Source organism: Tychonema sp. LEGE 06208 (assembly GCF_015207505.1).
Classification (GTDB): domain Bacteria; phylum Cyanobacteriota; class Cyanobacteriia; order Cyanobacteriales; family Microcoleaceae; genus Microcoleus.
Window position 1 is genome coordinate 20,704 of sequence record NZ_JADEWT010000070.1, and the last position, 12,989, is coordinate 33,692.

The 12,989-nt window shown below is 47.0% G+C and carries 7 protein-coding genes; 3 read left to right on the forward strand and 4 right to left on the reverse strand.

The window, feature by feature from the left end:
- Nucleotides 1-325 precede the first annotated feature (325 nt).
- Nucleotides 326-3,898, forward strand: a complete 3,573-nt coding sequence (mfd, locus tag IQ263_RS18300) for a transcription-repair coupling factor (RefSeq protein WP_194068999.1) — start codon at nucleotides 326-328, stop codon at nucleotides 3,896-3,898.
- A gap of 188 nt (nucleotides 3,899-4,086) precedes the next feature.
- Nucleotides 4,087-4,752 carry an S-layer homology domain-containing protein gene (locus tag IQ263_RS18305; protein WP_194069001.1) on the forward strand — a complete coding sequence of 222 codons (666 nt, stop codon included), beginning with the start codon at nucleotides 4,087-4,089 and terminating at the stop codon, nucleotides 4,750-4,752.
- Nucleotides 4,753-5,160: 408 nt separating this feature from the next.
- Here IQ263_RS18305 and IQ263_RS18310 read toward each other — a convergent pair whose 3' ends face one another.
- The 3 genes from IQ263_RS18310 to gyrB form a co-directional block, all read right to left on the reverse strand.
- Nucleotides 5,161-6,345 carry an RNA-guided endonuclease InsQ/TnpB family protein gene (locus IQ263_RS18310; RefSeq protein WP_194069003.1) on the reverse strand — a complete coding sequence of 395 codons (1,185 nt, stop codon included), beginning with the start codon at nucleotides 6,343-6,345 and terminating at the stop codon, nucleotides 5,161-5,163.
- 255 nt (nucleotides 6,346-6,600) lie between these two features.
- Nucleotides 6,601-7,317 (reverse strand): biliverdin-producing heme oxygenase, encoded by a 717-nt coding sequence (locus tag IQ263_RS18315; protein WP_194069005.1) that lies wholly within the window; start codon nucleotides 7,315-7,317, stop codon nucleotides 6,601-6,603.
- 272 nt (nucleotides 7,318-7,589) lie between these two features.
- Entirely contained in the window at nucleotides 7,590-10,835 is a 3,246-nt protein-coding gene (gene gyrB, locus IQ263_RS18320) for a DNA topoisomerase (ATP-hydrolyzing) subunit B (protein ID WP_194069007.1), read from the reverse strand.
- 286 nt (nucleotides 10,836-11,121) lie between these two features.
- Between gyrB and miaA the strand changes: the two genes are divergently transcribed.
- Nucleotides 11,122-12,045: a tRNA (adenosine(37)-N6)-dimethylallyltransferase MiaA gene (gene miaA / locus IQ263_RS18325; protein ID WP_194069009.1), complete on the forward strand. Its 924-nt coding sequence runs from the start codon at nucleotides 11,122-11,124 to the stop codon at nucleotides 12,043-12,045.
- A 447-nt stretch (nucleotides 12,046-12,492) separates the two neighbouring features.
- On the opposite strand, the gene IQ263_RS18330 is transcribed toward miaA, so the two are convergent.
- Nucleotides 12,493-12,720 (reverse strand): CsgG/HfaB family protein, encoded by a 228-nt coding sequence (locus IQ263_RS18330; RefSeq protein WP_228050161.1) that lies wholly within the window; start codon nucleotides 12,718-12,720, stop codon nucleotides 12,493-12,495.
- Nucleotides 12,721-12,989: the final 269 nt, after the last annotated feature.

Sequence of the window (12,989 nt, forward strand, 5' to 3'; positions counted from 1 at the left end):
ATTATCGGTGGTAAAGGCGAAGCGCACTGCCGGGTTAGTCGATTTTAGATTTTAGATTGAATTGAATCCACAATCTGGGATCTGTGTCAATCTAGATCGACAATCTCGATTTGGCGATCGACCTGTCCCTAGATTAACGGAACTGGCTGGCTGCGATCGCAAGTTCGAGATTTTTATAGAAAGCCTCTAGCAGAAATCTACCTGTAGTTGAGTGGCACTGCCAACAGCCGATCGCCACAATGATAGATGTTTGTCGTACAATCGAACTTACTTAGCAGGCCGCGGGGAAGAGCCTTCGCCCATCGGGGATTAAAACTAACAGCCCATGACTTTCTCTTCAATAATTCGTACTTTGGGGCGATCGCCCCTAGCAATAGAACTTCTCAACAAGCTCAAACGGCATCACTGCTTGCAATTGGCAGGTCTAGCCCGCTTACCTAAAGGTTTGGTAGCTTCCGCCCTCGCCCAGGAAGAAGAGCGAAACCTATTAGTCGTGACAGCAACTCTGGAAGAAGCAGGGCGCTGGGTAGCCTCTCTAGAAGCGATGGGCTGGCAAACCGTACATTTTTACCCGACTTCCGAAGCTTCGCCCTACGAGCTATCCTACTCCGACGAGAACGAAATGACTTGGGGACAAATGCAGGTGCTGGCGGATTTGGTGGACAAGCAAGAAAAAACCGCCAATCAGTCCAAGCCGATCGCCATTGTCGCCACAGAAAGATCCCTGCAGCCTCATTTGCCACCTCGAAGTGCTTTTGAGCCTTACTGTCTGACGCTGAAGCGAGGCGAAGTTCAAGACTCCAAGATACTTGACCGCCAACTGGCGTCGATGGGATACGATCGCGTGAATTTGGTAGAAACTGAGGGCCAGTGGAGCCGCCGGGGCGATATTGTCGATGTGTTTCCGGTGGCGGCGGAGTTGCCGGTGCGGCTCGAATGGTTCGGGGATAATTTGGAACAAATGCGCGAGTTCGATCCGTCTTCGCAGCGATCGCTCGATAAGGTCGATCGATTAGTTTTAACTCCTACTAATTTTAACACAATTATTAAAGCAGTTTTAGTCGAAACCGGGAATTTAAAAACGAACCGCGAAGACGCGAAGGGCGCTAAGGAAGAGAAAGAGGAAGGGGAAGATAAGGTTATTAGGCGGTTGTTGGGTTTGGCCTTCGAGAAACCCGCATCTTTGTTGGATTATTTGCCGGAAAATACTTTAGTTGTGGTTGACGAACCTGCCGGGTGCGAAGCTCACAGCGACCGCTGGTTCGAGAACGCACAGGAACAGTGGGAAAGTTGCAACCGGGAATCAGAAGCAGTAAGTGATGAAACGGAAAGATTGCCAATTGCTAGTTTGAAAGTTCCCAAAATTCACCGCAGTTTTGCTGAATTGATGGCGGATGTAGCTGTTTTTTACAGGTTAGAAGTTTCTGAATTGGCAGAAGATTCTGCTACTCGAAAAATTAAAATTTCTGCAGGGGGCGAGCAGCTATCGCCTCCGATTAATTTGGCCAGCAGGCCTGTGCCGGTGATGCCTCACCAATTTGCTAAACTCTCTCAAATGCTCCGGGAAGAGCGCGATCGGGGTTTTACGGTGTTTATGGTTTCGGCTCAACCGAGCCGCTCTGTTGCTCTGCTGTCGGAACACGACTGTCCGGCTCAGTTTGTGGTGAATCCGCGCGACTTTTTGGCGATCGACAAATTGCAGTTGCAGCACGTTCCCGTAGCTTTGAAATACAACGGGCTGGCTGAATTGGAAGGGTTTATCCTGCCGACTTTTCGGATTGTTTTAATTACCGATCGCGAATTCTACGGCCAGCATTCTTTGGCAACTTTTAGCTATGTCCGCAAGCGCCGCCGCGCTGCTTCTAAAAAGGTTGACCCGCACAAGCTGAGTCCGGGGGATTTTGTGGTGCACCGCCAGCACGGAGTTGGCAAGTTTCTCAAGTTGGAACGTTTGACGATCGATCGCGAAACTCGTGAATATTTGGTGCTGCAATACGCTGATGGTACTCTCAGAGTCGCTGCAGATCAGTTGGGCGCGCTGTCGAGGTTTCGGACTGTAGGCGATAAAGTACCGGATCTCAACAAGCTGACAGGTCAAACTTGGGAAAAAACTAAGACAAAAGTTCGCAAAGCTGTTAAGAAATTGGCAGTGGATTTGCTGAATCTTTACGCTAAAAGAGCTAAACAACAAGGTTATGCTTTTCCTCCCGATATGCCTTGGCAGCAAGAGTTGGAGGATTCTTTTCCGTACCAGCCAACGCCGGATCAGTTGAAGGCTACTTTTGATGTGAAACGTGACATGGAGGGCGATCGACCGATGGATCGCCTGGTCTGCGGCGATGTCGGTTTTGGCAAGACGGAAGTCGCTCTCAGAGCTATTTTTAAGGCGGTTACAGCGGGCAAGCAGGTGGCTTTGCTCGCACCGACGACGATTTTGACCCAACAGCACTATCACACCCTCTCAGAGCGTTTTTCGCCTTATCCGATCCAAGTTGGTTTGCTCAATCGCTTTCGCACAGAAACCGAGCGCCGGGAGATTCACAAGCGCTTGGCCACTGGGGAGTTAGACGTGATTGTTGGCACTCAAGCTGTTTTGAGCAAGGCGATTAAATTTCGCGATTTGGGCCTGTTGGTGGTGGACGAAGAACAGCGGTTTGGGGTGAAGCAAAAGGAAGCGATTAAAGCCCTCAAAACAGAAGTTGATGTGCTGACTCTGACTGCGACTCCGATTCCCCGGACTTTGTATATGTCGCTGTCGGGGATTCGGGAGATGAGTTTGATTGCGACTCCGCCACCAAGCCGCCGCCCGATTCAAACTCATTTAGCGCCCTACGATTTGGAAGTTGTGCGGACTGCTATTCGTCAAGAGTTGGACAGGGGCGGTCAGGTTTTTTATGTTGTGCCCCGGATTGAGGGGATTGATGAGTTGGCGGATACGTTGCAAACAATGGTTCCGGGGGCGAGAATTGCGATCGCCCACGGTCAAATGGATGCTTCGGAACTAGAATCTATCATGCTGACTTTTAGTGCCGCTCAGTTCGATATTTTGGTGTGCACGACGATTATTGAGTCTGGTTTGGATATTCCCCGCGTCAATACTATTTTGATTGAAGACGCGCAGCGGTTTGGTTTGGGTCAGCTTTACCAGTTGCGGGGACGGGTGGGGCGCGCGGGGATTCAAGCTCATGCTTGGCTATTTTATCCGAAGCAGAATAAGCTTTCGGATGCTGCAAGGCAGAGGTTGCGGGCAATTCAAGAGTTCGCGCAGTTGGGTTCAGGCTATCAGTTGGCTGTCCGAGATATGGAAATTCGGGGATCTGGTGATGTTTTGGGTACCGAACAGTCCGGTCAAATGGAGGCGATCGGTTTTGATTTGTATGCTGAAATGTTAGAGGAGGCCATTCGCGAAATTAAAGGTCAGGAAATTCCGAAGGTTGAGGATACACAAATAGACCTCAGTTTGACGGCGTTTATTCCTGCTGATTATATTGGGGATTTGGATCAAAAGATGAGCGCTTACCGCTCTGTGGCTTCTGCTAATAATTCAGCAGATTTGCAGCAAATTCGGGCCGATTGGTGCGATCGTTACGGGCCCATTCCTCTGCCGGCCCAGCAACTGATCCGCATTGTCGAACTCAAACAAATCGCCAAGCAAATCGGTTTTTCTCGGATTAAACCGGAGAACAAGCAGCACATTGTTTTGGAAACGCCGATGGAGGAGCCTGCTTGGAATTTGCTAAAAGCTAATTTGCCGGAACATTTGCGCTCTCGTTTTGTCTACAGCAAGGGGAAGGTTACTATTCGAGGTATGGCGGTTTTGACTGCCCAAAAGCAGTTGGATAATTTGATTGATTGGTTGGGTAAAATGCAGGGCGCTTTGCCGGAAGCAATTTTTTGATTTTTAAGTGGTGTTAAGCGAACACTTGAATTTTCTCTCTGCCCTCTTTTGTCTTAATTCGGCTACGCTACTTCGACGGTGCCGTACAAGTCAGTACGAGTCAGGACGAATCTTCCCTGCATCCATTAAATCCCTGGAGCGAATCTGTTGTCGAACTTCGTTCAGTCGTAGCACAAAGGATTAAAATAGTGAAAACGTTAGTGTGTGTTTTTTTTGCGATCGCGCTAGCGCAAGGAGTGCCAACGGTGGTTCAAGCTCAACAAAGTATTGACCCGATCGATCGGGTTGTTAGTGCTGGATTGATGAATAAAGATCCTAGCGGCAATTTTAATGCTGAGGGTCTTGTCAGCCGCGCTGATTTGGCGGTTATTTTAGTAAAAACCTTTGGTTTGGAACGGCGGAAAACAGCTCAGAAACCGGATATGGAATTGCCGGACGTAGCTAAGAGTTACTGGGCTTACAGTGCGATTCAAACTGCTTTGAAAACGGGAACAATGAGCGGATATCGCGACGGAATGTTTTTCCCTAATCAAAGGGTGACTCGTGCTGAAGCTTTGGCAATTTTTGCTCAAGCCTACGGTGTTTTTCAGTTTCCCGACGCGACTGTTGGCGAGATTTTAAGTAAGTATCCAGATGCAGGGGAAATCCCTAGTTGGGCTAGAAAGTCTATGGCTACTGCACTTTATGAAGGGTTTGTGAATGTTGATATTGGAACCAATAAAATTAATCCTTTGAAGCCGATGACTCGCGGGGATATCGCTTACGCTTTGAGCAAGTATTTGGAACGACAGGTAAGGCCAACTTCTTTACCAGTCCGTGACGAGGGGCCTCCGAATCGTGGCATGGGAAGGTAATATTTGTTCTGGATTAAAATTTAATTTTTGGGGATGCCAAAATGCCCGTGCCATCCCAGAGAAGTCCTAGGGTGCGATCGATTACCATAACAAAAACGGATCGCGCGTGCGGAATGCGAGTCCGTCAAAAGGAGCGGATTGAAGTCCGCACGCGCGAACTCATCTTACTGCAGCTAATCTTTCTTTCCTCTGCAAAAACTCGTGATATCAAATCCGGTAGCATCCCAATTATAAAATCGAGTCAGATCAAATCCGCGCTTCATCGTTCTGTATTCATCTCTCTCTTGTCTTCCTCTGTGTTCTCTGCGCCCTCTGCGGTTAAATCATTCCGATGCTACCGGAAACGATATGAAGCTTGACACTCCCCTGCTATCGAGGCGAGGGGATTCTTGGATCAGCCAGTCGAACTTATCTCTGTTTTGTCGCCACCAGCGAGTAGAGATCGTTCTGTCCCCCAGCGTGAATTCCGGTGTGCCCCACCGTATTTAAATTGATTCCTGCACGGGCTTTCAAACCCTTTGCTAAAATATTTCTTCCAGCGTTGTGGTCGCGATCTAGTATCGTTCCGCAACCGCAAATATGCGTTCGGGTTGATAAAGTTTTCTTAACAATATTGCCACAGTTTGAGCATTCCTGAGATGTGTATTGTGGTGGAACAGCAATAACTGTTTTGCTGTACACCTTCCCAAAATACTCCAACCATTCAGCAAATTGTGACCACGCAGCATCACTAATTGATTTAGCAAGTTTATGGTTTTTAACCATATTACGCACTTGAAGGTCTTCGCAGGCTACAAAATCGTTATACTTTACTACGCACAATGCCGTCTTAATGGCGAAGTCTTTGCGCTGCCGACTAACCTTTAGGTGCTTTCTTCCTAACTTGTTGATTGCTTTTTTCCGGCTTTTGGAGCCTTTCTTTTTCCGACAAACTCGCTTCTGCAATCTCTTCAAAGCTTTTTCGCTTTGGCGGAGATACCGAGGATTAGGAACTGTTTCACCGTCGCTGTCAGTATAGAAGTGGTTTAATCCCACATCTATGCCAATAGTTTTACCAGTAGAAACGGGTTCCTCTTTTCGTTCGATGTTGATGCAGAATTGGGCATAATAGCCGTCGGCACGACGCACTACCCTAATTCGCTTAATCTCCGTAGGTGCCGAGAAATGCAAGTCCCGACTACCGAGCAATCTAAAGGTTCCAGCGGCAAAACCATCTGTGAAAGTCAGGCATCTTTTATCGGTAGAAAGCTTCCATCCCGATGTCTTGTACTCTACAGAGCGACTGTGCTTTTTGAATTGTGGATATCCTTTTTTCCCTGGCTTTTTGGTCTGACAATTGGCGAAGAAACGTTGAATAGCAAAAATGGCACGTTGGGCCATCGCTTGACGCGCCATTGAGTTAAGCTTGCCTGCCCCTTCAAATTCTTTCGCCATGATGGCGCATTGTTTGTACAGGTCTACTAACTTGACTCCCTGATTGTCTACCCAATGTCTAAGAGCCTTGTTTCGGACAAATTGAGCCGTCCGAATCATGTCATCGATGATTCGATATTGCTCCGCTTTGCCTTTCAACTTAAACTCTAAAACTATCATTGGAATAGTTTATCACTTTTGCTCAAATTTTTACCTATAAGTCTGTATACTTAACAAGTCTCCACACTTCTCGTAATTAAAGCCGTCCTATAAGGACGGGGTTTTAGACCCAACTTTTTGGTAACTATCCTGTAGGAAATCGCCCGCAATGCAAAATCCTGGAGCTTTGGTGACTGTGAAACGAGCCATCAAACCCCCAGGATTTTAATTTTTCCTCTTAAACGAGGTTCAAAATTATCGTCTGCAGACCTTAACTTACTCAGCAGTAGCCAATTCGGTATTGCCGCCGCCGCGCTTCCGCGTTAGGGTATTGAACAGCATCTGACCGACTGCTTTAATCAAATTGCCTTCTAATTCCATAAACATTTTCATGTTCATGCCAAAAGCTGCATTAGCTTCATCAACAATTCGCTCTGCTGTAGCTTCGTCAATCGGCAGTTCGTTCATTGCCTGACGGTAGTTATTCTTAAACTCTTTTTCATCAGGAATATCCTGGAATTCATAAAAAGCAGTGCCTTCTCCCTCGGAAAGATTCATCCCCCGCTGGGCAATTCCCTTCAGGATTTGTCCGCCGGACAAATCGCCGAGGTAGCGAGTGTAAGAATGAGCGACTAACAGTTCCGGTGCTGTGGCAGAGATTTCGTGAATCCGCTGCACATAAGCTTTCGCTGCGGCTGACGGAGCTACTTGTTCGCGCCAATTGGCACCGTAGTAGTAGAACAAATCTTGCTCTAAGCTTTGTTTGCGATTCAACTCAGAAAAGTAAATTTTTGAAATAACCGGATGCTGCTTTTGGCGTTCCATTTCCTCTTCGATTGCCGAGTAGACAAAGTAGAGGTTTCCTACTAACTTCCGGTAAGAAGTTTTTTCTACAACGCCTTTTAAAAAACACTTGACAAAACCAACGTTTTCTGCCATAGTGTGGGACTTTTTGGTTCCCTCACGCAATTTGGTCGCTAAATTGATGCTCATGCTATATTGTCCAACCTTCTATTTTTGTGGTAGCTGATGGATGGGTCAAAAATCTAAAAATTACCTAAGTATTTACCTTATATCGATTTGATGAGAGATTGTATTAATTTTTATAACAAAATCTAGAGCGATCGAACGGCCGTGATGCCCGATCGCCCCAAACGGCAGAAGGCATCACGCGGGCAAAAAAAGTTTAGTCATCAGTCGCCAGTCATTGGCTGTTAGCTAATAACTAATGACTGATGACTAATGACTAATGACTAATGACTAATTTAAATGTCCAAGTCGAGCATATTGAGTTTGGGGCCGTAGGTTTCGATAAATTCGCGGCGGGGGGCGACTCGATCGCCCATTAAGATCGTAAAGATGCGATCGGCCTCAGCGGCGTCTTCAATTTCCACCCTTTTCAGCGTCCGAGTTTCCGGGTTCATCGTGGTATCCCACAACTGTGTCGGCATCATTTCGCCCAAACCTTTGAACCGCTGGATGGTGTAGTTAGCATTCGCCGGAAATTCGTTGCGGATGAGATTGTTCATTTCGCGATCGCTGTAACAATAATAATGATTCCGGCCCCGTTCCACTTTATAGAGAGGAGGACAAGCAATATAGATGTAACCTTGTTCTACAAGTGCCCGCTGATAGCGGTAGAAGAAAGTCAGCAACAGCGTGCGGATGTGAGCACCATCTACGTCAGCGTCAGTCATAATTACGATGTGGTGATACCGCAATTGACCCGGATCGAATTCTTCACCTTTGATGCCCAAACCTAGGGCTGTAATTAACGATTGAATTTCGTTATTTTTGTAGATTTTGGCATCGTCGGTTTTCTCAATGTTGAGAATTTTACCGCGCAAAGGCAGGATTGCTTGGAATTGGCGATCGCGCCCTTGTTTCGCACTGTTGTGGACAAAAACTCCCGCAGCTAATGCAAAGTTGTGACTGTTAGGCACTTCGATGTCGTAAACATCGTACCGTTCCTCCAAATGTTCGATCGACACAACGCGGTGGTTGTAATTGCGAACAGCTTGGCGAGCCAGCAATTGATCTCCGCCAAAGTAGCGATCGCAAAAAGTTTGGTACTTCAACAAACACTTATCCTTTTTCGTCCGGCGGCAAGCATCGTAATAATCTACATTAATACAGCCTTTTTGCAACTCCACATACTTCAACATTTCCAGAGTTTTCCGGTAGTAAGTTTCGTTCAAAGCAGCTTTGCGTTGGCGGCGAAACTCCGGTGTCCACTGTTCCTTAGTTTTTTCACGGCGCCAGTCCAACAATTCCGGATCTTTCCACTGCTCCTTGGCAAATTGCGAATTAGCCTCCCGCGCTTCAGGATTGTTAGCAAAATGATTGCGAACCCGTTCCGACTGAGCCAAACGGTTTTCTTCGGAGCTCCAATACTCTTGCTGCGCTTGGTTGAGCAGTTCATTATTTTGCTCGCGATAAGCTTCATTCGTCTCGTAAAACTCACGCCACTTGCTCGTCATGTAAGCTTTATACTCTTCATCTTCCCACTGAGCTTTTGCCTGTTCAGACAGAATTTGTCTGGTTTCAGGATGCTGCATCCGCTCTTTCATCATCGCCCGAAATTCATCAGTCATGTGAGCTTGACGGCTCTTTTCAATGACATCTGGCCTGTGCAATGTTTTCTCAAGATTGGCGCGGTGTAAAGCCAAGTGAGCCTGAGCGGACATCCGATGAATATTGGTCGGATTGTTGTTGAGTTTGTTGAAATCAACATGGTGGCGGTGATTGCCGTCAGATGCTTGATAAACCTGATGTTTCAGGTTGTAGAAATCCGATAGCAAATGACTGTAAATCCACTTGTCACTGTTGGGGTTCCAAACCATTTCGTAACCGTTAAGTCCCTGCCCATTTTGGTTCTTTTTAGACAACTGGCGGTTGAGGGGCATTAAGGAATCGTCCGGTGTCAGCATGGCTGCTGCTCTGTAGGTACCATCCCGCAACATGAACGGATGATCGGGAGTACAAGTGATTGTCTCGCCATTGTCTAATGTCAGTTTGACAACTTCAGCATTTGCTTTAGTCATGCGAGCGTTAGTTATCCGCTCAAACCCTATGTTTCCACTTTCGCGAATGGTGTAGCAAAAGTGTTCTTTGCCTTCTGCTTGTTCGTCAACTATCTCTTTGATAGTTTTTGTAGTGCCGTCAGCTAATATTATTTGCTGAGATGAAAAAAAACAGCCCCCGGCTGAATCGCCTTCGACCAGGTATATCTCAGACAGGGCGGGGTCTCTGGAGCTACAGTCCGCTAATTTTCCGGGCAAAGGAGACGATTCTAAGACGGATTTGCGGCGGACTAAATCGCGGGCGCGGCGGGCTGCTTCTGCGGCTTTAAATGCCTGAATTGCTTTTTCCAAAATAGCGTCGGCTACTTGGGGGCGAAATTCTAAATATTCGGTCAATACTTCGCCTACCAAGGAATCGACAATTCCCCGAACTTCTGTATTGCCTAGTTTTGTTTTTGTTTGGCCTTCAAATTCTGGATCGGGAACTTTGACGGAAATTACTGCTGTCAAACCTTCGCGGACGTTTTCGCCGGCGAGGTTGGGCTCGTTTTCTTTGATTTTGTTGCGCTTGCGGGCGATCGAATTCATCGTCCGCGTCAAAACGGCCTTCAAACCTTCTAAGTGCGTACCGCCGTCGATCGTCCGAATGTTGTTAGCAAAACCGAGAACGTTGTCACTAAAAGCATCGACGCACCACTGCAAAGATACTTCTACGTGCACGTTGTTGCGTTCTCCTTGCACGTAGATCACCTCTTCGTGCAGGGGCTGCTTGTCGCGGTTCATGTAGGTGATATATTCCTTGATTCCGCCTTCGTAACAATAGGTTTCGATGCGCGGTTCGCTACTTTTGAGCAATTCCAAACGCCGATCGCTAAACGTAATTCTCACGCCCGCATTCAAATAAGCCAATTCTCGCAAGCGTCCGGAAACCGTAGCGTAATCGAACTCAATGCCAGTGCTGAATATCTGAGTGTCTGGCAGGAAACAAACTGAAGTACCGGTGCGATTTCCTTTGCTGGGCTTTGCGTCAAGTTCGGTGACTGGAAAGCCTCTTTCGTAGCGCTGCAAATGTTCTTTTTGGTCGCGCCAAACTGTAACCTTTACCCACTCCGAAAGCGCGTTTACAACCGAAATACCTACACCGTGCAATCCTCCAGAAACCTTGTAACCGCCGCCGCCAAATTTACCGCCGGCGTGCAGTACAGTCATTACTGTTTCTATTCCCGATTTGCCAGTCTTGGCAACGATGCCGGTGGGAATACCGCGGCCGTCATCTGTGACACTGACTGAACCATCGGCGTTGAAGTCAACCTCGATGTGAGTGCAGTGGCCAGCCAGCGCCTCATCGATGGAATTGTCCACAACCTCGTAAACTAGATGGTGGAGTCCTCGCGGGCCGGTTGTACCGATGTACATCCCGGGTCGTTTGCGGACTGCTTCGAGACCTTCGAGAACTTGAATCTGGTCGGCGCTGTAGCTGCTGGTCATACAAAATAGCTCCAATAATGAGGTCTAAAGCCCCAAAAGCTTCTAAAATGGAAAAACTCCTAAAATTATAGCACAAAACGGTTAATGGCGATGCTAGGGCATTCTAAATGGAAATTTATTAGGGGGACGGAGGCGAATAGTTGTGAGATTGCTTCGCGACTTTCCTGGTGCGACGCGGTGAATGAGTGGATGGAGAGAAGGGAAAGTGGAGAGGAAGAGAGTTGGGGAGAGGATTTGACGGTTTTTATAGCGAAATGAAATATGCTTTTGAAATCTGCGACGGCTTATGTTTAGATTAATTACGATTTGTGGGGCGACGGCGACGGGGAAGTCGGGAGTGGCTTTGGCTTTGGCTTCACGACTGCGATCGGCAATTTTGAGTGCGGACTCCCGTCAAGTGTACCGCGAATTTGACATCGGGACTGCAAAACCTACAAAAACCGATCGCGCTTTGGTACCGCATCACTTAATTGATATCTGCGATCCGACAGAAACTTTAACACTGGCGGAGTACCAGCAGCAAGCTCAAAAAATAATTGCTGATATCGATGTTCCGGTTTCTCCCCCGCTGTTGTTGGTGGGAGGGACTGGTTTGTATATTAAATCGATTGTCAGGGGTTTGAAAATTCCGAGGGTTGCACCGATGCCCCAATTGCGATCGCAACTTGCGGAACTAGGACAATCTCAATGTTACGCGATCTTGCAGCAGGTCGATCGCTCTGCAGCGGAGAAAATTCACCTGAATGATTCCTTCAGAACCTTAAGGGCGCTGGAAGTATTTTATGTCACCGGGCGCTCGATTTCGGAACAGCAGGGCGAAATTCCTCCGAATTATCCTATTTTACAAATAGGGTTGGATTGTGATATTGATATTTTGGGCGATCGCATCAAACAGCGCACCGAACAAATGTTAGAACGCGGTTGGGTGAGTGAAGTAGAATTTTTGTCTAAAAAATACGGCTGCGAATTGCCTTTATTGAACACGCTGGGCTATCAGGAAATTAAACAATATTTGGCTGGCGAGATTACTCTGAATCAAGCTAAGGAATTAACAATTTTGCACACGAGGCAATTTGCCAAGAGACAGCGAACTTGGTTTCGAGCTTATCCTGAAATTGAATGGTTTGATGTTAGCGCGCCAGATTTGCTGGAGCGAGTTTGGCAGAGAATGCACGAGTTTCTCAATCAAGATTTCGGCGATTGGCAATAATCCGAATCTGTTCGGAAAAACTTTTTGTCACCCTCAATAGTTGAGGATGTTTTTTGGGCTGATATCGTTTCCGGTTGAATCGGAATTATTTAACCGCAGAGGGCGCAGAGAACACAGAGGAAGAGAAGAGAGAGATGAAACATCCACTTGTTGAGGCACTGTCTGTTATTTTTCGCTGACATACAGCGTATTCCGGGTTTGTGAAATACACACTCCTAATCTGGTTTTTTTACAGTTAGATAACTGTCAACTGATGGTTGTTAGAGAAACCAGGTTTCTGGGGTATAGCGGTTCTCAAGCGTGGTGAGGATAGCCCGATGCCCTATGCCCGATGCCCTATGCCCACTCCTAGCAGCTCATCTTTCTAAGAAAGGATACAACTTCGTCTTTCCCATCCTGACATCTTGAGGAATGTCGAATTTTTTAACCGAACTTGGTATGATTATTTTACGGCAATTTTTTGAATACTTCTGCCAGTTTAGTCACCATTTGGGATACCGCTTTATCAACTGCCGCGCTCAAAAGTCCGTCTTCATTGCTACTGCCGGAATTACCACCAATACCTCGGACAGAAAAATTGGAATCGCTTTGATCCGCTTCTCCTACTGATTTAGCTGTAGCAAGAATATCTCCGGAAGCTGTACCGATTAATCGCACATCTATTTGATAGGGCATAGGCCAAACCGGGCATCTTGCCCGAAGAGCGAAGTCGAAGGGTGGGCCTAGGGCATACCTCACTTTTTTGATAACCGCTATATGTGTTTATAAAAAATTAGGGTAATTGCTCAACCCCCTTGACAAGAAGACGAGATAGACATTAGATAAAGGAATGGAAAAACTCCCCGACAATCAAGCAACTATCGAACGAGGCAAAAGAAGCCTTGATAGTAGAGCTATGGCAAGAAATCCAAAAACTCAGCGCAGCATTAGCCACATACCAACCA